The following is a 22,917-nucleotide window of genomic DNA, read 5'->3' on the forward strand; positions in this document are numbered from 1 at the left end:
GTCGGTGCGTGACCCTGAGCGAGCGTCCGCGGTTTCCCGGCGCGGGCTTCGAGGAGCCCGACGCCGGTTCTGCGGCCGCCTCCCGCCAGACTCGCCAGAGGAGCGATCCACGGTCTCGAGTGTGGCGACGGTGTGGAGGTATGGGGCAGGTAGCGTGCAAACCATCGTACGGATGAGGCATCGCCCCTACCGTCGCAAGGTATGCAGACAGTGGATGTACTGGTCGTGGGTGCGGGCCTGGCCGGCCTGCGCACAGCCCGCCTGCTCGCGCGACGGGGACTGAGCGTGATGGTGGTCGACCGTCGCAGGTCGCTGTCGACGGGCATCCGCACGACAGGGATCTTCGTGCGCCGCACCCTCGACGACTTCGACGTGCCGGATCACCTGCTCGGGCCGGGTATCCGGGACGTGCTGCTGTACCCGCCGTCGCGGCGGGCGCCGATCCGGCTCACCAGCGACCGGGACGAGTACCGCGTGGCCGACATGGCGGCCGTCTACGAGCACGAGCACCGCGCGGCGGAGTCGGCCGGGGCGCGGGTCCTGCTGGGCGTACGGTACGTCGACGCGTCGATGGGTTTCGTGCGGTTCGCGGATGCGGAACCGGTGACGGCCCGGTTCGTCGTCGGCGCGGACGGCGCCCGCTCCCGGGTGGCCCGTGATCTCGGCCTTGATGTCAACCGGCGCTTCCTCGTCGGTGCCGAGATCGTCCACCCGATCGCGTCGGGCACGACCGTTCCGGCGTTCCACTGCGTGCTGGACCCCCGGATCGCTCCGGGGTACCTGGGATGGGTCATCGACGACGGCCGGTACGCGCATGTCGGCGTCGCGGGATATCCGAACGCGATGCGTACCGGCATCCGCCACCTGCTGGACGCCTTCGCCGCGGACGCGCCCGGCGGCACACCGCCGGGCGGGCCGGTCGAGCGCCGGGGCGGTCCGATCCCGGTCGGCGGTGTGCTGCGACGGCTGGCGTGCCCCGCCGGACTGCTCGTCGGAGACGCGGCGGGCGCGGTGTCGCCGCTGACGGCCGGTGGGCTGGACCCCTGCCTGCGCATGTCCGAACTGGCCGCGGCGGTCACCGCCGGGTACCTGCGTACCGGCGACCAACGCGTGCTCAGCCGCTACGACGGGCACGCGTTGCGGACCCGGTTCCGAGGCCGGCTGCTGCTGCGCCGCGTGTTCGCCGGCATCCGATCCCCCGCCGCGGCGGAGGCGGCGGTGACCGCGCTACGCGGTCGTGCCGGTCGTGCCCTGGCGGCGCGGATCCTGTTCGGCGACGGCTCGTTTCCCGAAGTCAGCTCACGGCTCGCGGACCTGGCGATCGACCACCCTCACCGGTGACGCCGGCCGGCTCGCCTGTGACGGAGGCGTCATCGTCCTTCGCGCCAGGCTCCGTCTCGCGGAAACCACGGCCCGGGAAGGGCTGATCCGCCGGTTTCACCGGACAGCACACGGTCGACCGCCGCCACGAGCAGTCGCGCCCTGTCGGTGCCGGTGGGCCCCACTCGCGTCCTGCCGGTCTTCCCGGCCCGGTTGTCCCGATCGATGCGACTCAGAATCGCGTCCCCGAACTCCTCCGGCGCCCGCAAGCCGCCCAGGACCTCCGCACGGACGTCCTCGTCGAGAAAGTCGTCCCTGGCGACGACGGGGAGTCCCGCGAGGGTGGCCTCCCACACCGTGATTCCCTGGGTCTCGGTGACGGAGGCGGTGGCGAAGACGTCGACCCGGCGGTAGAGGTCCGACAGTGACCGGCGCTCCACAGGGCCCACCACGAGCAGGTTCGCTCCCAGACGCAGCTGCGCCGCACGCAACCGAAGCCACGTTTTCGGGTCTTCGCACGGGCCCACAAGGATGAGAACCGCTCGTGGCCGGCGCTCCACAACGTGCCCGAACGCCTCCACGAGGAAATCGATCCCCTTCTCCCGGCTCAGACGGCCGACGTAGACGACGCGGCTTCCCTCCGAAGTGGCTTCGACGGCCTCGACCAGCCCTTCCGGCGGTGTTCCTCCCCTCAACTCCGATTCCTCGACGCCGGTGGGCAGCACGAAAACAGGCCGTTCGGCTCCCAGGCCCTTCAGGTAGGAAGCGGTTCCGGCGGACGGGGCGACCACCAGGTCAGCGGAATCGGCCACGTACGCGAGGATTTCCCGGATAACGCCGGACCCGCCGTTGCGGGCTGCCTTCCTCGTCAAGTCGCGGCATGACCGAAAGCCTCCTCCCCTCAGAACGATGTATGCGGGAAGTATGAACAGCCACGCTAGCCGATATCTGTTGAGGTATGACTCGAAATCCGTATGCCAGGAGAGCGCGACAGGCAATTCCAGCCGGCGCGATGCGCGCAGAGACGCCACCCCGAGAGAGCCGATGGTCTGAACGGAGATGAAATCCGGTTCGAAAACACGAATGATTCTGGCGAGGCTTTTCGCGGAGGCCAGGGAGAGCGGATATCCGTCCAGCGGCGTCCTGAACGACGACACGCGCCACCGCTGCGTGCCTGTTTCGTCCACCCCGTACTCCGAGCGCCGCCCCGGAAAGACCACCCCCACATCATGGCCGGCGGAGACAAGGCCGTGAACCAGAGATTCGACGGAGACCGCCACCCCGTCCATCCTCGGCGAAAATGAATCCGTAACGATAAGGACGCGCATCCCAGGCTCCAATTGATGCGAAGCATCCACATATCACCCTGTCCAGGACGATAGTTGTCGAGTCGACAATGCGTAAAGGCCGGATCGTGCATTCTTCCCGTACGTATTCGAAACTCCTGGGGCACGAACGGCAGCATCGGTCCGCGGTGAACGATCTCGCCGGCAGGCCGCCCGGCAAGGGCGCGACGCGTCCACGGGCGGCTGTCCTCGGAGGGCCGAGAACCGTGTGCCGCCGTTCATGGCCGCTTGACCTTGTCGCAGGGGCAGGGGTTCTACTGTTCGTCATGTTGCTGATAGGCGAAATCGCCAAGCTCGCGGGCGTGACTCCGCGCACCGTACGTCATTATCACCGGATCGGTCTGCTCGCCGAGCCGGAGCGTACCGCCGGTGGTTATCGAAGCTACGGTATGAGCGCGTTGAGCCGCTTGCTGCAGATCCGTAAGTTCACCGCGCTCGGCATGGGACTCGGCGAGGTCGCCGACGCCCTGGCGGACACGGGCGCGGTGGACCTGAGGGAGATACTGGCCGAGCTGGACGCGGAGCTGGCCGAAGGAGAGTCGGAGATTCAGCGCCGCCGTGCCGTGATAGCGCGCCTCCTCGAACACGGGGACGATCCGACGCTGTCACCCGAGCTCGCCGCGGCCGTCCGCGGCCTCGATCTGCCCCAGAGTGAGATCGGGATCCTCCGGGCGGCGGAGGTGGCGCTGCCCGAACTCGTGGACTCCTATCTCACCGGTGCCGGGCGGGAGTCGCCGTGGCAGGAGTGGGACCTGAAGATGGCCGCGCTGGCGGACACCGGCGCGAACGACCCCCGCGTCGAGGAGATCGCGGGCGAGCTGTACGCGATGCTGCCGGGTCTGCTGCCCACGGACGTTCCCGCCGAACTCACCGCGGACCAGACGGCCACCGTCGCCGCCACGGCACGCTTCGGGCAGATGATGTTGACCGATATGAGCCCTGGCCAGCGGCGGGCCATGGAACTCCTCGTCGAGTACGGACGGCGAGAGCCGGAGAGATGGGGACAGTGATCAGCCGATCCCGGGAGCTGTGACCAGCGGTTCTTCTCAAGGGCGCCCTGTGTCCCGGTTCCCGTACCCGCCGCACCGTCGCGGGCCGGCGGCTCCGTCCGATCCGGTGCGGCGGGTGGTCACCCCAGGGGATCGGGGTCACGCGCGGAACGCGGGACTAGCGCTGGACGGCCTTGAGCTCGGTGAACTCCTCCACCCCTGCCCGGCCCATCTCGCGTCCGTTGCCGGACTGCTTGTATCCGCCGAACGGGGCGATCGGGTTGAACCGGGCGCCGTTGAGGTACACCTGCCCGACCCGTAGCCGCCTCGCGATCCGCAGGGCGTGCTCGTCCTCGCCGAACACGGCGGCGTTGAGGCCGTAGATCGTGCTGTTGGCGATCTCGACCGCGTGGTCCTCGTCGTCGTAGGGGATGACGGACAGCACGGGCCCGAAGATCTCCTCCTGCGCGATCACCGAGTCCGGGTCGACGTTCGCGAAGATGGTCGGCCGGATGTACGCGCCGTGCTCCAGGCCGGGGATCCGGCCGGGGCCACCGACGACGAGGGCCGCCCCGTCCGCGATGCCGCGTTCGATGTAGCCGTTGACGCGGCTCCACTGTCCCTCCGACGCCAGGGGGCCGAGCCGGGTGGCCTCGTCGGTGGGATCTCCGACGGTGTAGGCCTTCGCCGCCGTGACGAGCATTCGCACGATCTCGTCATGCCGGGACGCCGGGACGAGCATGCGGGCCCACGCTCCGCAGGCCTGGCCGCCGTTGGTCCAGGCGTTGGCGAGCGTCTCGTTGACCGCGTGGTCCAGGTCGGCGTCGTCGAGCACGAGGTTGGCGGACTTGCCGCCCAGCTCGAGTCCGAGCCGCTTGACCGTGGCCGACGCGACGACCGAGATGCGTTTGCCCACCTCCGTGGAGCCGGTGAAGGAGACCATGTCCACGTCGGGATGGGACGCGATCGCCTCGCCGACGACGCGCCCGGATCCGTAGACCACGTTGAACACGCCCGCCGGGATTCCCGCGTCGCTCGCGGCCTCGGCGAGCAGTCGTGCCGTCAGAGGGGCGAGCTCGGCGGGCTTGAGCACGACGGTGTTCCCGGCCAGCAGCGCGGGTGCGATCTTCGTCATGACCTGCTGGAGCGGGAAGTTCCACGGGGTGATCGCGCCGACGACACCGACGGGTTCGCGTATGACGAGGGAGTTGCCGATCTCCTCGGTCCACGGGAACTCGTCCGCGAGGCCGGCCGTCGCGGACGCGACCGCGACGGGGAAACCCGCGTGGCCGAGGCGGGCCAGGGTGATCGGGGCGCCCATCTCGGCGGTCACGGCCTGCGCGATCTCCTCGTTGCGCGCGGACAGCTCGTCGGCCAGCCGCTGGATGATCGAAGCCCGCTGTGCCGGTCCGGTCGCCGCCCATCCGGGAGAGGCGGCCCGCGCCGCCGCGACGGCGCGGTCGACGTCGGCCGCGGTGCCGGCCGGGATCGTCGCGACGACGTCGCCGGTGGCGGGGTTGACGACGTCGATGGTGTCGCCGTTCCCGCCGACGATCGCGCCGTCGATCCAGTGACCGGTCGTGCTCAGGTGCTCATGTGTGGGTGTCATGGCTTCAACGATTCACCGCGCGAAGGACGACATCCAGGTCGAGACGATCCGCGGATAACGAGGAAGACCCTGGTCAGGACAGGGACACGTTGTCCGTGGACACGGGGGGCACGGATGCCGTCGCGAAGCGCGAGGCTTGTCCGGTGGTTCGGCGGGCGGGCCAGGAAGCGCCGGCCGGACGGCCTCGGAACGGCCTGCCACCGCGTACCGGTCCCGCCCGGTCACGGCGGCCTCTTGAGTAGGTTGTGGTGATGCGGAGTCGTTCCCTCGTCGAGCGAGCCCTGGCCGGTTCGGGCGAGGGGGCACGGCCGCTCCCGGACATCCTGGCCGCGGTTCTCGTCGTTGGGATGTTCTGGCTGCCGTCGACGCTCGCCGTCGCAGACCGGTCGCGTCTGGTGGCCGGGCTGGCGCTGGCCTCGGTCACCGGCGGGGCGATGATCCTCCGGCGGCGTTTCCCGGCCGGGTCGACGGTGATCGCCGGGATCGCGACGGTCGCGGGGAGCCTCCTGGGCGTATGCCAGGATCCGCTGCTCGCCACGGCGTGGTGCCTGTACCCCCTCGCGATCGCGCACGCGGCCCGCACCCGTGCGCTCGTCCTCTTCCTCCTCTGTCTCCTCGCGGGGCTGGCGGCGGTGACGGGCGTCCCGGCGGGGGACGCGAGTGAGGCCGGGCAGCGGCTCGTCCTCGCCGTCGCCGCGTTGAGCGTCGCCTGGCTGCTCGGTACCGCGACGGGCAGGCAGATCGCGGCCGCCCGGGAGGCGGAGCGAGCCCGGGTGCAGCTGGAGGTGGCGCGCGACGTGCACGACGTGGTCGGTCACGCGCTCGGGGTGATCAGCGCGGAGGCGGGTGTGACGCGGGCCCTTCCCGATGCCGGGGAGCAGGAGTTGCGGGACTCGCTGGCCGATGTCGAGGCGCACGCGCGGAGGGCGCTGGAGGAGGTACAGGCTTTCGTCCGGGCGCTTCGATCCGCTCCCGGCTCGCCGGCGGGCGCGGGACCGGGGCCGGGGCCGGGAGGGACGGCAGCGGGACCGGCGGGCGCGAGGCCCGGAGGGGCGGTGGCGGGAATCGCGAGGCTGCCCTCGGTGGTCGCCGCGACGCGCGCCGCCGGGGTGGGCGTCGAGGCCCGGATCGAGGTGAACGGATACGTCGACGACGTGGTCGGAGCGGTGGTGTTCCGGATCGTCCAGGAGTCGCTGAGCAACGTGGTGCGGCACGCGCCGGGCGCGGGCTGCGCGGTGGACGTGCGCGAGGACGGGGAGACGATCGTCGTGAGTGTTCGCGACCACGGTCCCGGAGCCCGGGCGAACGGAGGTTCCGGGTTCGGCCTGCGGGGGATGCGGGAGCGGGCCCGCCTGGTGGGCGGCACCGTGACCTGGGGGAACCACCCGGACGGCGGGTTCGACGTCACCGCGCGCCTTCCCGCCGGAGGTGCCCGGTGACCGCGGCGGAACGCGAGGTCATCGGCGTTCTCCTCGCCGACGACGACGAGCGTTTCCGCGGCGTGTACCGGAAGCTGTTCTCCAGGACCGATGGGTTCCGGGTCGCGGGGGAGGCCGCCGACGGGGCGGAGGCGGCCAGGCTCGCCGGCGCGCTGAAACCGGCGGTGGCGTTGCTCGACGTGCAGATGCCGGGTACGAGCGGGCTGGAGGCGGCACGCCGCATCCTGCGGGACACGGGCACCCGGGTGATCATGCTGACGACCTTCGACCTCGACGAGTACGTGCACGAGGCACTGACGCTCGGAGCATCGGGGTTCCTGCTGAAGAACGCGTCCCCGCCGGAAGTGCTCCAGGCGGTCCGTACCGTCCACGCGGGCAACGCCATGCTCGCCCCCGAGGTCACCGCGAGGCTGGTGCACCGGTTCGCGCCGCGCCGGCCCGGCCACCGGCACGCGTTCGCGGGCCAGGTGCTCTCCGAGCGGGAGATACAGGTCATCCGGTTCGTCGCGCGCGGATACTCCAACCAGCGGATCGCTGACGAGCTGTTCCTGAGCCTGGAGACGGTCCGAACGTACCTGCGGCGCATGTTCGCCAAGCTCGGGGTGAACGACCGCACGCACCTGGCCGTGCTCGCCTACGAGGCGGGACTGCTGCACGAGCCCCGGTAGGTGTCTACTTTCGGGTGACGCGAGGGGGCGCCCCCTCGCCGCAGGCTGGAGCCGTCCGTCCGGCGAGGCACGGCGAGGTGAACGGTGATCGAGATTTCCCGGCTCAGTAAGCGTTACGGAGGAAAGGCGGCCGTTGACGACGTCAGCTTCACCGCGCGTCCCGGCCGGGTCACCGGCTTCCTCGGCCCGAACGGGGCCGGGAAGTCCAGCACGCTTCGCGTTCTGCTGGGCCTGGACGCGGCGACCGGCGGTACCGCGCTGATCGGCGGGAAACGGTACCGCGACCTGAGATGTCCGTTGCACACGGTCGGGGCGCTGCTCGACGGGGCGGGCCCGGTGCCCGAGCGCCGGGCCGTCGACCATCTCACCTGGGTCGCCCGGTCCAACGGCATCGGCCGGCGCAGGGTCCGGGAGGTGCTCGACGTCGTGGGCTTGGGCGACGTCGCGAGACAGCGGGTGAGGAGGTACTCGCTGGGGATGGGGCAACGGCTCGGCATCGCCGCGGCGCTGCTCGGTGACCCGGAGGTCCTCGTCCTCGACGAACCCGTGAACGGGCTGGACCCGGACGGGATCCGCTGGATCCGGCGCCTCCTTCGCGACCACGCCGCGTCCGGCCGTACCGTGCTGCTCTCCAGTCACCTGATGACGGAGACGGCCGGCACCGCCGATGACGTGGTGATCATCAATCGCGGGCGCGTCGTCACCCACGGCTCCCTCGCCGAGGTCACCGCGGGGCACCCGTCGCTGGAGGAGGCGTTCTTCGCGCTCACCGGCGACCGGAACGCGCCGGGGCGGTGATTGCCGTGCTGCACGCGACCCGCGCGGAACTGACCAAGATCCTCACCCTGCCCGGCGTGTGGATCTTCCTGGGCGTCATGCTCGCCCTCGACGTGCTCGTCCTGGCCCAGCCGGCGAGGCTCTTCGCCGAGGCGGTGGCCGCCATCACGCCCGACGGCGTCATCGAGATCTTCACCGGCCAGCCAGAACCGGCGACCGAGGCGATCCTCGGTCTGCTCGTCTCGTCCTCGCTGCAGATCAGCATGCTCCTGCCGATCCTCGCCGCGGTGATCGCCGGGCAGGAGTTCCGCTCGGGCCAGCTCGGGCTGACCGTGCTGGCGATGCCGCGGAGAGGCGGTCTGCTCGTCGCGAAGATCCTCGCGCTCACCGCGTTCCTGCTCTGCGTGGCGATCCTGATCGCGGGGGTCAGCACCGCGTTCATGTACGCCGCCGTCAAGGACTGGAACCCGGGCCTGCTCCTGAGCGGTGACGCGTTCCTCGGTCACGGGAAGTTCGTCGTCTTCGCGGTGCTGTTCTCGCTGACCGGTTTCGCGATCACCGTCATCGCCCGCGGCACCCTCGCCGGAGTCACCGTCGTCGTCGCCCTGATCGCCCTCACCATGACGCAGGTGCCGTCCGGAACCGCCCCGGCCCTGGACTCGCTGTTACCGGTCAGTGCCGGCCGGAACCTGCTGCTGGACGCCGGGGTGAACCGGCTCAGCGCGGGCCCGGGACACGGCCTGCTGATGCTCGTGGGCTGGGCGCTGGTCACCACGGTCGTCGCCGGGATCACGCTCGGCGGGAGGGACGCGCGGTGAGCGCCGGCAGGTGCGGTGACGTTCCGGGGGCGGGGGACAGGACCGGCGGCGTTCCGGGTGTCGTGGGCAGGGGCGGCACCCGGAACGCCGCCGGCGCCATCCGGTTCGGTGACGTCTTCGCCGCGGAGCTCGCCAAGATCCGCACCCTGCCGGTCACCTGGATCGCCCTGGCCGTCGCGACCGCCGCGAACACCCTGCTCGGCGTCCTCGCCGTGACGGACGCCGTGCGGATCGCCGGCCAGGACGGGCAGATCGCGATCGGGCGGCTCGGCACCCTCATGGTGTCGCCGGTCTACGTCTTCGCCGCGATCGCCGTCCACGCCGCGGGCGGCGAGTACCGCGCCGGGCAGCTCCGCGTCACCCTCGCCGCCGTCCCCGACCGGAACCGGCTCTTCACCGCCAAACTCGCCGCGACCGCGGCGGCCGGCCTCCTCGCGGCGATTCCCGCGGTCCTGCCCGGCCACCTCGTCAGGCACGCTCCCGCGATCGCCGGCGGGCACCTCGGGATCGGTGCCGCGGCCGCCGGCCTCGCGGCGATCCTGGGGGCCTATCTCCTGCTCGGCCTGATCGGTCACGGCCTCGCCGTCATCGCGAGGAGTGTCGTCACCCCTCTCGCCGTGCTCCTCGTCACGCCGGTCGTCATCTCGCCGGCACTGCGGGGCACCCTGCCGGACCTGGTGAGGTTCCTCCCCCACGAGGCGACCCTGAGTCTCCTCGACATGGCGGGCGACCCGGGCGCCGCCCTCGGCCGGGCGGGCGGACTGCTCGTGCTCACCGCCTGGGCGGGCCTGTCCGTCGGAGGCGCCTGGCTGGTCTTCGCCAGGCGGGACGTTTAGGGGGCGGCGCTCTCCCCCAGGGGACGGCGCTCTTCGCCGGGGGCGCTTTTCGCGGGAGCGGGAGCGCGGGTGACGTCAGAAGAAGGACGGGGCGTCCGGCTCGACGCGCCTGTCGAACAGCCGCCAGGCCCACACCTGCGCGACGACGACGAGGACGAGCGCGCCGAGCCCGTAGGCGGTCAGCACCGCCAGAGCCCGCCCGCTCGCCGGGTGGGCCAGCAGGCCGGGCGTGACGGCCAGCCCGGCCGCGGCGGCCGGGACGCTCACCGCCACGGCGCTGAGCGCGAGGGTCCGGCCGCCTCCGTCGAACGGGCGGGACCGGATCCACCACAGTGCCGCCACGGCGGCGAGGAGGGGGAGCATCGCCGGGACGTCGCCGAGCCCCCGGGTGACGACGGTCACCGCCAGGCCGCCGCCCGTCGCCACGGCGGTGAGCGCGAGGGCGAGCCCCGTGACCCTGGCCCCGAGCCGCCGGACGCCGGGACGGAGACGGCCGGGCAGGCGGCGGGCCAGGAAGGCCGTGCCGTGCGCCGCGAGCAGCGCGGGCAGGGTCACCGCCCACAGCACCGCGTAGGGGGCGAACAGCCTCCCGGGTGACAGCGGCGTCCCGGGCAGGCCGAGGAGCAGGTTGCCGATGACGAACCCCCACGCGACGGCCAGCAGCCCGCTGCCGACGACGATCGCCCTCGCCCACAGGCGCCGCCAGGCACCCCCCGTACGGCGGAGCCTGAACCACAGCCCCGCGTCACGGACGACCCATCCGACGAGGCCGGTGACGACGAACGGGTAGAGCCCCGAGATGATCTCTCCTTCCACGAGCGGGAACGCCCCCATCAGCACGCCCGCCACGGCGACCAGCCATACCTCGTTGGCCAGAACGAACGGTGCGAAAGCGGCCACGGAGACGTCCGTGTCGTCGCGCGTGCCGTACCTGCCGAGCAGCAGCCCCGCGCCGAGGACGGCCCCCTCCAGGACGAAGTAGCCGACCAGGACCAGCCCCAGGATCAGTAGCCAGACGACGTCCATGGCGTTTCCTCCCTTTCCGGTCTTTCCGGTCTTTCCGGCGACAGGTGAGTGGCGGCGTCGGCCTCCGGCGCCGGCAGGGTCCTGGCGCCGAGCCTGAGCACGTCCTCGTCGGGGCCGCGCCGGACGAGGTGGGCGATGAGCGAGTAGTCGACGGCGGCCAGCAGGAGCAGGACCGCGGTGAACGCGACCAGCGATCCGGTGATGGCCACCGCGCCGATGTCGCCGAGCGCCTCCTCGGTTCTCAGCAGGCCGTAGACGGCCCAGGGCTGGCGGCCCACCTCCCGGACCACCCATCCGCAGATGACGGCGACGAACGGGAGCGGGATCAGGAACACCATCACGTGCAGCAGCGGCCGCAGGCGGACGCTCCAGCGCCAGACCATCAGCGGGAGGAGGATCAGGGAGAGCAGCGCCAGTATCTGGCCGATGTAGACCATGACCTGGCTCACCTCGTGGATCCACGTGGGCGGGGTGAGGTCGCCCGGCCCGAACCGGGCGGCGAGCAGGCTCCGGGCCCTGGCGAGCTCCTCGGCGCTGCCGCCGGTCAGCGCCGTCTTGGCGGGCTGGAAGCCGCCGATCACCGGGAACTGCGCGATGCCGGTGAACATGACCGACGGCGCGGTCACGGCCGCCACCACCAGGCCCACGCGCATCGAGCGGCGGAAGAAGTCGGCGTCCCGCGTGCGCCGGACGAAGTGGTGGGCACTGACGCCGGCCACGAAGAACGCCCCGACGCTGAGCGCGGCCGGCAGCAGATGGGCCAGGGCCACCGTCAGGGCGGGGTTGCCCACCAGCGCGCCGAAGTCGGTCAGGCGGATGCCCGCCCCGTGCCTCTCGTACCCGACCGGGTGCTGCATGAAGGAGTTCGACACCATGATGAAGAACGCCGAGGCGTAGGCCGTCAGCGTGACGACGGCGAACGCGCCGAGGTGCGCGATCCGGGGGAGCCGGTGCCATCCGAAGATCCACAGTCCGAGGAAGGTGGACTCCAGGAAGAACGCCACCAGGGTCTCCAACGCGATGGACGCGCCGAAGACGTCCCCCGTCAGCTTCGCCAGGCCGCTCCAGTTGAGCCCGAACTGGAACTCCATCACGATGCCCGTGACGATGCCGAGCGCGTAGTTGACGAGATAGATCTGCCCCCAGAACCGGGTCATCCGCTCGTACACCGGCCTGCCGCCGAACACCCATCTGGCCTGCATGTACAGGATCAGGGGCGCGAGACCGAGGGTCAGCGCGACGAAGAGGAAGTGCAGGCTCGTCGTCAGCGCGAACTCAAGCCTGGCGAGGTCGAGTGGCTCCATGGTCTCGCACGCTAGAGGCGTGCCCGGGGGCCGGTCGTCATCCCGTGGGGGCGTCAGGAAGCGCCGCCGGGCGTATGCGGCCCGCTCACCGTACGCCGGGAACGACCAGTCCCGTCTCGTAGGCGATCACCACGAGTTGCGCGCGGTCCCGCGCCCCCAGCTTGAACAGGGCACGGCCCACGTGGGTCTTCACCGTCGCGGGGCTGATGAAGACGCGCCGGGAGATCTCCTCGTTGGACAGCCCGCCGCCGACGAGTCCCACGATCTCCTTCTCGCGTTCTGTCAATACGCCCAGAGGCGTGTCGTCGAGCCGGTGGGTGCGCTCTCCGGTGACGAAGCCCTCGATGAGGCGGCGCGTGACACCGGGGGAGAGCAGCGCCTCCCCTGCGGCCACCACGTGGACGGCCCTGCGCAGCTCGTCGGGGTCGGTGTCCTTGAGAAGGAAGCCGCTGGCCCCGGCCCGCAACGCGTCGAAGACGTACTCGTCGACCTCGAAGGTGGTGAGCATGACGATCCGCACCTCCCGCAGCGAGGCGTCGCCCACGATGGCCCGGGTCGCCTCGATGCCGTCCAGGACCGGCATGCGGATGTCCATCAGCACGATGTCGGGCCGCTCCCCGCGCACCAGCTCGACGGCCTCGGCCCCGTCGGACGCCTCCCCGACGACGACGATGCCGGGGTCGCGTTCGAGCAGCGCGCGGAAACCGGCGCGCACCAGCGTCTGGTCGTCCACCAGGGCGACGCGCGTGCTCACCGGTGCCCCTCCTTCGTGGGCAGCCAGGCGTGGACGCGGAATCCCCCGCCGGGGGCTGCGCCCGCGGTGAGGTGGCCGCCGAGCGCGGCGACGCGCTCCCGCATCCCGGTCAGGCCGTGGCCGGGCGGCCCCTCCTCGGACCCTCCCGGCCCTCCGCCGTCGTCGACGACCTCGATGGAGAGGCCCGACGGCTCGTAGGAGACGGTCATCTCGACCACGCTCGCCCCCGAGTGCCGAATCACGTTCGTCACCGACTCCTGGATGATCCGGTAGGCACTCGCGTCGACCGCCACCGGAAGGTCGTACGGCTCCCCGCGAGTGTTCCAGCCTACGTGGAGTCCCGCCCGTTCCGCCATCGTGGTGAGGTCCCGCACGCTCGACAGACGGGGTACGGGAGAGCGGGGCTCCCCGCCAGGATCGAGGTGGCGCAGCAGGCCGATCGTCGAGCGCAGCTCGTTCATCGCCTCGACGCTCGCCCCGCGGATCACCGCCACCGCCTGCCTGCTCCGCTCGGGCCTCTCCTCGAACAGCTCGTGGGCCACCTGGGCCTGCACCTGGATCACCGTGACGGTGTGGGCGATCACGTCGTGGAGCTCCCGGGCGATCCGCAGCCGCTCGGCCTCGATGCGGCGCTCGGCCTCGGCCTCCCTGGCCTCCTGGGCGATCCGCAGGCGCTCGCGCACCTCCTCCGCGAGCGCCTGCCTGCTCCGCGCCGCCTCGCCGAGGAAGAGCACGGCCGCCAGCAGCGCCGCCTGGAGCGCCGCCTTCTCGACGAGGAGGCTGAGCACCGGGTCCCGGACGACGATCGCGCGGTAGCCGACGCTGTAGACGCTGAGCGCGCCCACGACCACCGCCGCCCAGCCGAAGTGTCCGCGCTCCGCGGCCGTGTACGTGGCCACGCCCAGGACGATCGCGACGGACAGGCTCGGGTAGGCGAGGGAGTGGTAGACCAGCACCAGCGCGCAACTGGCCACCAGGACCGGCAGCGGCCAGGCGCGACGGGCGAGCAGGACCAGGCCCATCCCCGCGCCGATGGCGTAGGCCGTCGCGTCCGGGGGCCTGGCGCCCGGCTCGGCGGACACGCCGATCATCGTTGTCGCGGCGACGGCGACGAGGACGGCGAGCGTCCCGTCGAGCATGCTGGGCGGGACACCTCGTAGTAGCGCCCGGAGGGCTCGTACCGGCATAGCGCGACCATAGGACGGCTCCGCCTTTCCCGCGTCATCCTCAAAGACGCTTTCGTCATCCTCGACGACGTTTTCGACATCCCGAAGACGCTTTCGCGGCCGGTCGGCCGGCCTGCGCCGGGGACACCGGTGGCGAGATCCGGGAACGGCGAGATCCCGCCCGATCATGTCGATCGGACGGGACCTCACCGTTTCGCGACGGCGCCCGCGCCGCTCGGCAGCGGGCGAGCAGCACCGCGACCGCGCCGCTCGGCCGGCGAGCAGCACCGCGACCGCATCGGCGCCCGCGCCGCCCCGGCCGGCGAACCGCACCGCGACCGCGCCGGCGCCCGTTCCCTCAGCCGGCGAACCGCACCGCGACCGCGTCGGCGCCCGTTCCCTCAGCCGGCGAGCAGCGCCGCGACCGCGCCGGTCGTCGCAGGGTGGCGGGCGAGCAGCTCGCCCGCCGCCGTGCCGCCGGCGGGCGCCGGCCACTCCACCGGGTGGCCGAGCAGCGTGGCCACGGCGTCGCACGCCCCCGGATGTCCGGCCAGCAGGGAGGCCACCGGCCCGCCCGGCGCGCGCCGGACCGTCTTCGTGGTCGCGGGCGCCGCTCTCTCCCACGGCGGGACCCACGCGTCGAGCTCGGCCAGCCCGCCGGGGAAGGTCCGGCCCGCCTCGCGGACGAGCACGGGCACCAGCTCCAGCGCGTGCCGCCGCAGCGTCGTGATCAGCGTCGGCAGCCACGGCAGCAGGACCGGGTCGGGCAGCCGGGCGAACGCCTTGGACAGCACCTCGACCACGAACGGCGCGAGGGCCGGAACCGGCTCCAGCGCCTGGACGAACCCGCTCAGGTAGAGCGGGAAGGAGGGGATGACGAGCGGGTTGGCCAGCAGCTCGTCACACCGGGCGCGCAGCTCGGCCTGCGAGAGCAGGCCCAGCTGGGTTCTGGCCGCCCACAGCAGCGCCACCTTGGCGGGGGCCTCCGGGTGCGACTGCCGCACCGCCAGCTCCAGCTGGGTCCGGTCACAACCCAGCGACAGCGCGAGGCTCTCCATGCCGAACAGGAAGCCCAGCGTGGCGCCGACTTGGCGGACACCGGTGTCCTCGTCCACGAAGGCGGTCGGCAGCAGCGTGCAGTAGTGCGCGTAGCCGGCCGTGACGAACGCCTCGCACCAGGCCGGCAGGTCCGGCTGGGTGGCCCGGTAGTGGGCCAGCAACCTGCGGATCCGGTGCAGCACCTCGGGAGCGTCGTCCACGGTGCGTTCGGCGGCGAGCAGTTCCACCGCGCGGTCGCCGAGCTCGTCGGTGAGGCGGCGGCCGCCCAGGTAGAGGATGGCGTCCTCCACGGCGGCCAGGGCGGTCCCCGCGGTGGCCCGCGGCTCCCACACCTTGCGGCGCAGCCGCTGTTCCAGCACCTGCTCGACGGTGACGCCCTCGTAGCCCAGCTCGATGATCGACCGCTGGTGGCGGCCGATCGCGATGTCCCAGCTCTCCTGGATCGGCCGCTCACCCAGGCGGCGCGTCCCCATGATGGGCCGGACCGCGTCCTCGGGCAGCAGGTAGCGCAGTTTCCACAGCAGATCCGAGCACGGCACCAGCTCGGGGTCGACGGTGAGGTCGAGCAGCGCCCGCTGCAGGGTGCGCCTGCTCAGGTCCAGCCCGAGCGGTTCCAGCCGGTCGTACACGTCGCGGGCCAGCGGCGGGAGAGCGTGGTAGCCGACCTGGCCGATCCGGTCGCCGCCCAGCAGGATCTCGCACAGGCGGCGGACGTCGCGGCGGCCCGGCACCACGTCCTTCTCGATGCACGTGACGGCGGCGTCCTGGAAGTCGTACGGCGTCGGCCTGGCCCGGTTGCGCAACCCCGCGAGCAGGATCGAGGTCTCGAAAACGGCGATGGCGTCGGCCGTACTGGCCAGGTAGCCGTTGCGGCGGGCCAGTCGCACGATGTCGACGCACCATCCGCGCAGCTCGGCCTCGTCCAGGCCGTCCAGCGCGGGCGGGGTGGCGAGGAATCCCGACAGCCGGTCGGTCACCGGCCCCGGCGGGACCGGTTCCACGGCCCGCGCGGCCCGTGCGGTCTTCGCGCGCGAGCGCGTGCCCTGCTGCCCTCCCAGCCGGTACGGGGTGACGCCGCCGCGCGTCGTGGCCTTGGCCCAGGTCGCCGCGGCGATCGACACCGATCCCTGGGCCAGGCCGAACTGGGCCTCGATGGCCGAGTGGCTGGAGGGGATGAGCCCGTACAGCCAGCGGGTGGCCGTGCGGGGGGTGACGACGTAGTCCCGCACGCCGGACGCCAGCCCGAACTCGGGCACCGTGCTGACCGCGTGGAAGGCGCCGCACACGTACAGGCAGTGCGCGGGGTCGGCGCCGGAGGAGGCGAGGTGTTCGTGGATCCGGGTCCACATGTAGCGCTCGCGCTCCTCGTCGTCGGCCAGCCGGTCGCCCCCGGGGCCCAGCCGCCGGAACAGGCTGCCGACCAGTGCCATGGCCTGCCGGTAGGTGTCGTGGTCCGCGCCGGTCAGCGGCTGCTCGACGTACTGGTCCCACCACTCCGACCAGTGCCGGACCTTGCCGTGGCGCAGCAGGTGCTCCTCCAGCTCGGCGAAGCGCGGGCGCAGGTCGCCCACCTCCACGCCCACGGCGTCGCCGTGCAGGTCACCGGCGCCCTCGCCGGTGCCTTCACCGGTACGGCCGGGGGCGGCCGGTCCGGCTGGTTCGGCCGGTTCCCGGGGCAGCCACTGGAAGACGTGGTCCGACGAGCGGTCGACCAGCACCAGCTCGACGTCCGGCGTCTCCAGCGCGTAGGCGATGGCCTGGTACTCCGCCGACGCCTCGGTGACCGGCGCCACCACGCTGAGCGGGCCGGAGCCGGGCGGGAAACCCTCGAGCTCGGTGGCGAACGCCTGCAGCGCCACCGGCAACCGGCAGTTGCGCAGCTCCTCCAGCAGCGGCCGCAGGTCCTCGCACAGCTCCAGGTAGATCACCTTGGGTTGCTTCTCGCGCAGCCGCCGCGTCATGGCCAGCGCGGAGGCCGGCGAGTGGTGGCACACCGGGAAGATCTCGAGCTCCTCGCCCAGCGCCCGGTCGACGTCGTCGACCAGGCCCGTCAGGATCCCGGACAGCGCGTCCGGGCCGCCGGCGAACGCGGTGGCGGCGCCGAGGAGCTGCTCGCGCAGAGCGGTGAAGGCGCTCGTTGCAGTGCTCACCCCAGTGCTCGTGGCAGTGCTCGTGTCAGCGCTCATATCAGCGTTCATGACAGGGTGGAGATGGCCTGGCGGCCGCCTTCGAGGAAGGCCGTCCACTCCCCGCCCTCCCGCTGGCTGCGCGGCTCGACGACCCCGTGCCAGTACTTGTTCAGGATGGCCAGGTCCTCGGGGGCGCGCCTGGCCAGCGAGCCCACCAGGGCGCCGGCCAGCGTCTGGGCGCGCAGGGTGCGGTCGCCGAAGAAGTTGCTGTGCAGGATGGCGTCCTCCAGCACGCCGATCTGCTCGGCGGTGGACAGCGCCGACTCCAGCTTCTCGTCCTCGCTGCCGGCCGAGGCCGCCGCGGCGCGCAGGTCGGCGAAGCTCTGCAGCAGGATGTCCAGCAGCGTGGGCGGCAGGTCCAGCTCGATCCGGTGGCGGCGCAGCAGCTCCTCGGTGCGGAAACGGACGATCTCCGCCTCGCTGGCCTTGCTCGTCACGACCGGGATCCTGACGAAGTTGAACCGGCGCTTCAGCGCCGAGGACAGGTCGTTCACCCCCCGGTCGCGGCTGTTGGCCGTGGCGATGATGGAGAACCCGGGCCGGGCGAACACGATGTTGTCGGTGTCGAGCTCGGGGATGGACATGTACTTCTCGGACAGGATCGAGATCAGGGCGTCCTGCACGTCGCTGGTCGAGCGGGTCAGCTCCTCGAAGCGCCCGATCACGCCCTGCTCCATCGCCGTCATGATCGGTGAGGGGATCATCGACTCGCGGGACTGGCCCTTGGCGATCACCATGGAGACGTTCCACGAGTACTTGATGTGGTCCTCGGTCGTCCCGGCCGTGCCCTGGACGCCCAGGGTGGAGTTGCGGCAGATCGCCGCGGAGAGCAGTTCGGCCAGCCAGCTCTTGCCGGTCCCGGGGTCGCCGATCAGGAGCAGGCCGCGGTCGGAGGCGAGCGTCACGATGCTGCGCTCGACGAAACTGCGGTCACCGAACCACTTCTGCGGGATCTCCCGCTCCAGCCCGTCGGAACGTTCGGAGCCGAGCACGAACAGCCGTACCATCCGGGGGCTGAGCCGCCAGGAGAACGGCTTGGGGCCGTCGTCGACCGACTCCAGCCAGTCGAGCTCCTCGGCGTACTTCACCTCGGCGGGGGCGCGCAACATCTCGTTGGTCATCGGGGTCTCCTAAGCGAGGAAGTTCTTCAGTTCGAGTACGAGCTTGCGGATGTGGCCGGAGATCACCGGCGTGCCCTGGTCCTTGAGCTTCTGCCGGAACCACGGGTTGACGCTCTGCTGGCCGCCGCTGTTCACCGAGCCCACCGGGATGAGCCGGACACCGGAGCGGTGCAGTGCCTCCATGCCGGCGAAGACGGCCTCGGACCGCCATTCGTAGAAGTCCGAGATCCACACGACCACGGTGTTGCGCGGGTCGGCGACCTTCGGCTGGGCCAGGGTCAGGGCGGCCGTGCCGTCGGTGCCGCCGCCGAGCTGGGTTCGCAGCAGCACCTCGAACGGGTCGTGCACCCACGGGGTGAGGTCGAGCGCGCGGGTGTCGTAGGCGATCAGGTGCACGTCCACCTTGGGCAGCCCGGCGAAGATCGACGCCAGGATGGTGCAGTTGACCATCGCGTCGACCATCGAGCCCGACTGGTCGACGACCACGATCATCCGGGCGGGGGTGGTGCGCCTGGCGGTGCGCCGGTAGTACAGCCGGTCGACGTAGAGCCGCTGGTCCTCGGGATTCCAGTTGACGAGGTTCTTCCAGATCGTGCGCTCGACGTCGAGGTTGCGGAAGACCCGCTTGGGCGGCACCGACCGGTCGATGACGCCCGCGCCGGCCTTCTCGACCTGCGTGCGGAGCACCTCGGCGACCTCGTCGACGAACCTGCGGATCAGCGCCTTGGCGTTGGCCAGCGCCACCCCCGAGAGGTTGGACTTGTCGCGCAGCAGCTGCTCGACGAGCGACATGCTCGGCGTGAGCCGCCTGGCCAGCACCGGGTCGGCCAGCACCTCACGCAACCGCATGCGGCTGACCAGGTCGGCCTCCAGGCCGGCCAGCACCGCGGCCAGCTCGCGGTCACTCTCGGTGCCGCCGCCACGGCCGCTCTCGCCGCCCGCCGCATGGCCGTTCCCGTTCCCGTTCCCGGTTCCAGGGTCGTTTCCGTGACCGTTCCCGGGGCCGCCTTCCGGGCCGGTCCCGCCGTCGCGCGCACAGCCCAGGGCCTGCCTGAACCAGCCCGCGTCCTGCTGCCAGGCCGCGAGCCGGGTGGCGGTGACCTCTCCCGTCCCGGTGGCGAAGACGTTGAGCAGCAGTTTCGACACCAGGGCCGCCCTGCGCACCTCCGCGCCGGACGTATCGGATTCGCCGGTCGCGTGCTCCGGCGGTGTCATCAGGGTCTGGAAGTCGGCGGCCAGCTCGGGGAAGCGCTGCACCAGGGTGTCGACCGACACCGAGGGGTCGAGCAACGCCCCCGGCAGGCCGAGGTCGTCGAGGACGGCCGCGCTCGCGGTCTCCAGCGCGGGCTGCTCGTCGTTGTCGAAGAGGCGGGCGAGCAGCCGCCAGTAGAGAACCTGGCGGCGGTTCTGCTCGGCACTCGTCACGGTGTCGTGGCTGTTCTCGCTCATCGTCGCAGCAACCGTCCGGCCCGCTCGCGCAGGATGGCGACCGCGTCTCCGGTCCTGGCCTCGGCCTTCACCGCCTTGGGGTCGGTGGGTCCCAGCGCCCAGTCGCCGGTGTGCACGTCGAGCGTCTCGCGCTTGACCTTGGTCTGGACGGCCAGCGGCTGCAGCAGCCAGCGGCCGTCGTCCCAGCGGACCAGCCCGATGCACGCCGAGGAGCCCGCCACCAGCTTCGGGGTGAGCGGTCCGCAGGCGGGCAGCAGGCCGGTGTCGACGGCGAGCACGGCGCCGCCCAGGTCGAACGAGCCGTCCGCGGTGACCTTGTAGCCCTCCACCAGCACGGGCTCGGCGATGCGCACCGGATGGCGGTCGAGGGGCGGTACGGCGGGCGCGAGCACGCCGGCGAGCCGGAGCCTGGCCACGGCGAAGGGGTCGGCCGGTTCTCCGGCCCGCGCCCGGCCGTCGTCCCACAGCAGGTCGCCGCCTGCCAGCACCGGCATGTCGGTGATCTCCAGGCTGCGCCGTCCGGCCAGCGCGCCCAGCAGCAGGGGGTGGCGGTGCAGCAGCTTCCACACGGCGGGGCCGACGATGGTGTCCACCTTGGCGGCGGCGACGGTGGCGCGCACCAGCCGGGCCTGCCCGCCGCCGGCGGGTTCCAGCACCCCGTGCACCTGCGCCTGGACGGCGGTGGAGTGCTCGTGCACGTCGACGCCGAGGATCAGCAGCCGTCCCGACAGTTCCTGCGGACGGCCGGCCGGAGCGGACTCGCCGGTCCGGCCGCCCGTGCCGGTCAGGAGGAGGGCCCGGGTCCACAGGTCGGCCCAGCGCCGTACCGGCAGCCGCTCCATCGTGCCGACCGGGCTGGAGGCGCGCAGCTCGGCCGCGAGGCCGTCGAGCAGCACCGCCGGCCTGCGCTGCCCCGGCACGGCCAGCAGCGCCTCGATGACCTGGTCGGCGGCGGAGACGAGACCGTGGTCGACACCGCGCCAGCCGGTGATGGCCAGCTCGCACAGCCAGGACCGGGCGGCGCCGAGCAGGTTTCCGGAGTCCGTCCCGGCGTCGGGCGCGGCCTGCCACGTGCCGCGTTCGCGCCCCAGCGCCCCGTCCAGGTCGGCGAGCAGGGCGTCGTGCACGGCGCCGAGCAGCGCGGCCCGGCCGCCGGCCAGCGTCGTCAGCGACTCCTCGGTGATCGAGCCTGCGGTGATCTTGGCCGTGGCCTCCGCGAGCCCCTCGCCCAGCGGGGTGAGCGCGAAGGCGTCGGCGAGCGCGGTCAGCGCGGCGGCGCGTTCCTCGGCGAGCCGGGCCAGCCCGTGCACCAGGGCCTCGTCGAGGCCGGTCACCAGGTCCAGTGCCTCCCCGAGGCCCGCCGGGTCGCCGTCGAGCAGCTCGGTCAGCTGCACGGGGAGCATCAGCGCACCACCCCCGTGGTCGGGGACGTGGCCGGGAACCAGTGGAGCTCGGGGATCGGCGCGGTGGTGTCGGGCAGCTCCAGGTAGGCCAGATGGCGAAGGAAGCGGCTGAACACCATGGCCGCCGGGGCGGGCTCGTGGCCGCCCCGCAGGCAGTCGATCAGCTCGGCTCCCTCGGAGACCTCCGCCCGCAGGTAGCGGGCCACCCGGTCGGCGCCGTACTGCAGGACGGCCTCGGTGGCGAGGGCCCGCAGATGCTTGCACGGCGAGCCGTACAGGCCGCCGCACGGGCGGTTGTTGTTGGTACTGCAGTTGTAGGCGTGGGTGCCCGCGGCGATGGAGGAGACGTAGACGCGGCTGATGTCCGAGCCGCTCGACACGACACCCTGCAGCCGTCCGTCCGCCAGCTCGACGAAGGGGACCTTCGCCAGCTTGCGGGGCTGGACGGGTGGCACCACCCGCACCCTGCTGCACTGCTCCCATGCGGCCCTGCCGGCCGCTGAACGGTCGATCATGAATCGGGAACCTAGCGCCGCACACCGACAGAAACACCGCGAAGGCGGGAACCGACCCGCGCGGGCGGCGAAGCGGTCATCGGACGCGCCGGGCCCGAGCGTTCGCGGGGCGGGGACGGCCGTTTCCCCCGGGGGGTGTCGCTCAGGCGGCCAGGGCGCTGCTCAGCCGGTGTCGCCGGTGTCGGCGCCGTCGCGGTAGGCGCTCGGGCTCACGCCCAGGACGCGTTTGAACGCCGAGCTGAAGCCGAACGCGTCGGAGTAGCCCACCCTGCGCGCCACCGTGGCGACCGTCGCGGCGGGCTCGGCCAGCATGTCGGCGGCGAGCGCCATCCGCCACTCCGTCAGGTACGTCATCGGCGGCTCGCCCACGAGCTCGGTGAACCGCCTGGCCAGAGTGGTGCGCGAGACGCTCGCGGCGGTCGCGAGGGAGGCGAGCGTCCACGGCCTGGACGGGTCGTCGTGGATGGCGCGCAGGGCCGGTCCGGCCACGTCGTCGCTCAGGGCGGCGTACCAGCCGGGACTGACCGCCTCCGGCCGGTCGAACCAGTCGCGCAGCGTGCACACCAGCAGCCAGTCGAGCAGCCGGTCCAGCACGATCTGGTGCCCCGGGCGGCCGGAGAGGAGCTGCGCCTCGAGGTAGGGGGCCATGGTGACGCAGTCGTGGTCGTCCGGTACGACGAGCACGGGGGGCAGCACCCGGACCAGGCGGCGGGCGACCTCGCCGTTGACCCGGTACGACCCGGCCAGCAGGATGGTGTGACCGGTCAGGTCGCCGGCGACGGCGCCGTCACAGCGGACGTCCCGCGCCGGACGCGGTGTGGCGGTGTCCGCGAACACGAAGGGCTCCGGCCCGCGCACGATCGCCGCCTCGCCCAGCCCTACCCGCCGGGCGTCGTCCCCCTGGACGATCCATCCCTCGCCGCGCAGGGGGGCGACGAGCGTCAGTGAGGGACCGTCGGCGAACCTGAGCGCCCACGGCGGCGACAGCACCGACGCGCCGAAGACGGCCCCCTCGCCGCGTATCCCCCGCAACAGGTCGTCGTACGGGTCCATGCCGCTCACGATAACCGGATGATCGGGCAGGCGCGGCGTACGTCCGGGGTACCGCGACAGCGGGACGATCGGACAG

19 protein-coding genes are annotated in these 22,917 nt (G+C 72.2%); 7 read left to right on the plus strand and 12 right to left on the minus strand.

Going from position 1 to position 22,917, the window contains the following annotated elements:
- Nucleotides 1-201: 201 nt before the first annotated feature.
- The gene (locus ACTOQ1_RS36460; RefSeq protein ID WP_440072531.1) at nucleotides 202-1,341 is read left to right on the plus strand and encodes an FAD-dependent oxidoreductase; all 1,140 of its coding nucleotides are present in this window, start codon (nucleotides 202-204) and stop codon (nucleotides 1,339-1,341) included.
- A 29-nt stretch (nucleotides 1,342-1,370) separates the two neighbouring features.
- Here ACTOQ1_RS36460 and ACTOQ1_RS36465 read toward each other — a convergent pair whose 3' ends face one another.
- On the minus strand, nucleotides 1,371-2,600 hold the full coding sequence (locus tag ACTOQ1_RS36465) for a glycosyltransferase (RefSeq protein ID WP_440072532.1): 1,230 nt from the start codon (nucleotides 2,598-2,600) through the stop codon (nucleotides 1,371-1,373).
- Nucleotides 2,601-2,932: 332 nt separating this feature from the next.
- On the opposite strand from ACTOQ1_RS36465, the gene ACTOQ1_RS36470 reads away from it, so the two are divergent.
- Nucleotides 2,933-3,676 carry a helix-turn-helix domain-containing protein gene (locus ACTOQ1_RS36470; RefSeq protein ID WP_440072533.1) on the plus strand — a complete coding sequence of 248 codons (744 nt, stop codon included), beginning with the start codon at nucleotides 2,933-2,935 and terminating at the stop codon, nucleotides 3,674-3,676.
- A 157-nt stretch (nucleotides 3,677-3,833) separates the two neighbouring features.
- Here the strand turns inward: ACTOQ1_RS36470 and ACTOQ1_RS36475 are convergent, their stop codons facing one another.
- On the minus strand, nucleotides 3,834-5,264 hold the full coding sequence (locus tag ACTOQ1_RS36475; protein ID WP_440072534.1) for an aldehyde dehydrogenase family protein: 1,431 nt from the start codon (nucleotides 5,262-5,264) through the stop codon (nucleotides 3,834-3,836).
- 251 nt (nucleotides 5,265-5,515) lie between these two features.
- On the opposite strand from ACTOQ1_RS36475, the gene ACTOQ1_RS36480 reads away from it, so the two are divergent.
- The 5 genes from ACTOQ1_RS36480 (at nucleotide 5,516) to ACTOQ1_RS36500 (ending at nucleotide 9,802) form a co-directional block, all read left to right on the plus strand.
- Nucleotides 5,516-6,703, plus strand: a complete 1,188-nt coding sequence (locus tag ACTOQ1_RS36480; RefSeq protein ID WP_440072535.1) for a sensor histidine kinase — start codon at nucleotides 5,516-5,518, stop codon at nucleotides 6,701-6,703.
- A complete protein-coding gene (locus ACTOQ1_RS36485) occupies nucleotides 6,700-7,371 on the plus strand; it encodes a response regulator (protein ID WP_440072536.1) in 672 nt (223 codons plus the stop codon). Before ACTOQ1_RS36480 ends, ACTOQ1_RS36485 begins: the two co-directional genes overlap by 4 nt.
- A gap of 84 nt (nucleotides 7,372-7,455) precedes the next feature.
- Nucleotides 7,456-8,169: an ABC transporter ATP-binding protein gene (locus ACTOQ1_RS36490; protein WP_440072537.1), complete on the plus strand. Its 714-nt coding sequence runs from the start codon at nucleotides 7,456-7,458 to the stop codon at nucleotides 8,167-8,169.
- A 5-nt stretch (nucleotides 8,170-8,174) separates the two neighbouring features.
- On the plus strand, nucleotides 8,175-8,966 hold the full coding sequence (locus tag ACTOQ1_RS36495; protein ID WP_440072538.1) for an ABC transporter permease: 792 nt from the start codon (nucleotides 8,175-8,177) through the stop codon (nucleotides 8,964-8,966).
- Nucleotides 8,963-9,802 (plus strand): ABC transporter, encoded by an 840-nt coding sequence (locus tag ACTOQ1_RS36500; RefSeq protein WP_440072539.1) that lies wholly within the window; start codon nucleotides 8,963-8,965, stop codon nucleotides 9,800-9,802. Before ACTOQ1_RS36495 ends, ACTOQ1_RS36500 begins: the two co-directional genes overlap by 4 nt.
- A gap of 75 nt (nucleotides 9,803-9,877) precedes the next feature.
- Here the strand turns inward: ACTOQ1_RS36500 and ACTOQ1_RS36505 are convergent, their stop codons facing one another.
- The 10 genes from ACTOQ1_RS36505 to ACTOQ1_RS36550 all read right to left on the minus strand — a co-directional run bounded on the left by ACTOQ1_RS36505 (nucleotide 9,878) and on the right by ACTOQ1_RS36550 (nucleotide 22,841).
- Nucleotides 9,878-10,828: a cytochrome d ubiquinol oxidase subunit II gene (locus ACTOQ1_RS36505; RefSeq protein WP_440072540.1), complete on the minus strand. Its 951-nt coding sequence runs from the start codon at nucleotides 10,826-10,828 to the stop codon at nucleotides 9,878-9,880.
- Nucleotides 10,807-12,132, minus strand: coding sequence for a cytochrome ubiquinol oxidase subunit I (locus ACTOQ1_RS36510; protein ID WP_440072541.1), 1,326 nt, complete (start codon nucleotides 12,130-12,132; stop codon nucleotides 10,807-10,809). The genes ACTOQ1_RS36505 and ACTOQ1_RS36510 overlap by 22 nt, the downstream gene beginning before the upstream one ends.
- 85 nt (nucleotides 12,133-12,217) lie before the next feature.
- On the minus strand, nucleotides 12,218-12,886 hold the full coding sequence (locus ACTOQ1_RS36515; protein WP_440072542.1) for a response regulator: 669 nt from the start codon (nucleotides 12,884-12,886) through the stop codon (nucleotides 12,218-12,220).
- On the minus strand, nucleotides 12,883-14,073 hold the full coding sequence (locus tag ACTOQ1_RS36520) for a sensor histidine kinase (protein WP_440072543.1): 1,191 nt from the start codon (nucleotides 14,071-14,073) through the stop codon (nucleotides 12,883-12,885). Before ACTOQ1_RS36520 ends, ACTOQ1_RS36515 begins: the two co-directional genes overlap by 4 nt.
- Before the next feature lie 380 nt (nucleotides 14,074-14,453).
- Entirely contained in the window at nucleotides 14,454-17,297 is a 2,844-nt protein-coding gene (locus ACTOQ1_RS36525; protein WP_440072544.1) for a DUF5682 family protein, read from the minus strand.
- Nucleotides 17,298-17,305: 8 nt separating this feature from the next.
- Nucleotides 17,306-18,421 (minus strand): ATP-binding protein, encoded by a 1,116-nt coding sequence (locus ACTOQ1_RS36530; protein ID WP_362846326.1) that lies wholly within the window; start codon nucleotides 18,419-18,421, stop codon nucleotides 17,306-17,308.
- A 9-nt stretch (nucleotides 18,422-18,430) separates the two neighbouring features.
- Nucleotides 18,431-19,870: a vWA domain-containing protein gene (locus ACTOQ1_RS36535; RefSeq protein WP_440072545.1), complete on the minus strand. Its 1,440-nt coding sequence runs from the start codon at nucleotides 19,868-19,870 to the stop codon at nucleotides 18,431-18,433.
- On the minus strand, nucleotides 19,867-21,273 hold the full coding sequence (locus ACTOQ1_RS36540; protein WP_440072546.1) for a hypothetical protein: 1,407 nt from the start codon (nucleotides 21,271-21,273) through the stop codon (nucleotides 19,867-19,869). Before ACTOQ1_RS36540 ends, ACTOQ1_RS36535 begins: the two co-directional genes overlap by 4 nt.
- The gene (locus tag ACTOQ1_RS36545; RefSeq protein WP_440072547.1) at nucleotides 21,273-21,788 is read right to left on the minus strand and encodes a hypothetical protein; all 516 of its coding nucleotides are present in this window, start codon (nucleotides 21,786-21,788) and stop codon (nucleotides 21,273-21,275) included. Before ACTOQ1_RS36545 ends, ACTOQ1_RS36540 begins: the two co-directional genes overlap by 1 nt.
- Before the next feature lie 162 nt (nucleotides 21,789-21,950).
- Complete coding sequence (locus ACTOQ1_RS36550) at nucleotides 21,951-22,841, minus strand: AraC family transcriptional regulator (protein ID WP_440072548.1); 891 nt, start codon at nucleotides 22,839-22,841, stop codon at nucleotides 21,951-21,953.
- Nucleotides 22,842-22,917 lie beyond the last annotated feature (76 nt).

The sequence above is a fragment of the Streptosporangium sp. OZ121 genome (genome assembly GCF_051918885.1).
Classification (GTDB): Bacteria; Actinomycetota; Actinomycetes; order Streptosporangiales; family Streptosporangiaceae; genus Streptosporangium.

Excerpts from the sequence above, each read along its gene's own strand:
- ACTOQ1_RS36460 (WP_440072531.1), top strand. The coding sequence starts at position 202 with ATGCAGACAGTGGATGTACTGGTCGTGGGTGCGGGCCTGGCCGGCCTG.
- ACTOQ1_RS36470 (WP_440072533.1), top strand. The coding sequence starts at position 2,933 with ATGTTGCTGATAGGCGAAATCGCCAAGCTCGCGGGCGTGACTCCGCGC.
- ACTOQ1_RS36475 (WP_440072534.1), bottom strand. The coding sequence starts at position 5,264 with ATGACACCCACACATGAGCACCTGAGCACGACCGGTCACTGGATCGAC.
- ACTOQ1_RS36480 (WP_440072535.1), top strand. The coding sequence starts at position 5,516 with ATGCGGAGTCGTTCCCTCGTCGAGCGAGCCCTGGCCGGTTCGGGCGAG.
- ACTOQ1_RS36505 (WP_440072540.1), bottom strand. The coding sequence starts at position 10,828 with ATGGACGTCGTCTGGCTACTGATCCTGGGGCTGGTCCTGGTCGGCTAC.
- ACTOQ1_RS36510 (WP_440072541.1), bottom strand. The coding sequence starts at position 12,132 with ATGGAGCCACTCGACCTCGCCAGGCTTGAGTTCGCGCTGACGACGAGC.
- ACTOQ1_RS36520 (WP_440072543.1), bottom strand. The coding sequence starts at position 14,073 with ATGCCGGTACGAGCCCTCCGGGCGCTACTACGAGGTGTCCCGCCCAGC.
- ACTOQ1_RS36525 (WP_440072544.1), bottom strand. The coding sequence starts at position 17,297 with ATGAGCGCTGACACGAGCACTGCCACGAGCACTGGGGTGAGCACTGCA.
- ACTOQ1_RS36530 (WP_362846326.1), bottom strand. The coding sequence starts at position 18,421 with ATGACCAACGAGATGTTGCGCGCCCCCGCCGAGGTGAAGTACGCCGAG.
- ACTOQ1_RS36535 (WP_440072545.1), bottom strand. The coding sequence starts at position 19,870 with ATGAGCGAGAACAGCCACGACACCGTGACGAGTGCCGAGCAGAACCGC.
- ACTOQ1_RS36540 (WP_440072546.1), bottom strand. The coding sequence starts at position 21,273 with ATGCTCCCCGTGCAGCTGACCGAGCTGCTCGACGGCGACCCGGCGGGC.
- ACTOQ1_RS36545 (WP_440072547.1), bottom strand. The coding sequence starts at position 21,788 with ATGATCGACCGTTCAGCGGCCGGCAGGGCCGCATGGGAGCAGTGCAGC.
- ACTOQ1_RS36550 (WP_440072548.1), bottom strand. The coding sequence starts at position 22,841 with ATGGACCCGTACGACGACCTGTTGCGGGGGATACGCGGCGAGGGGGCC.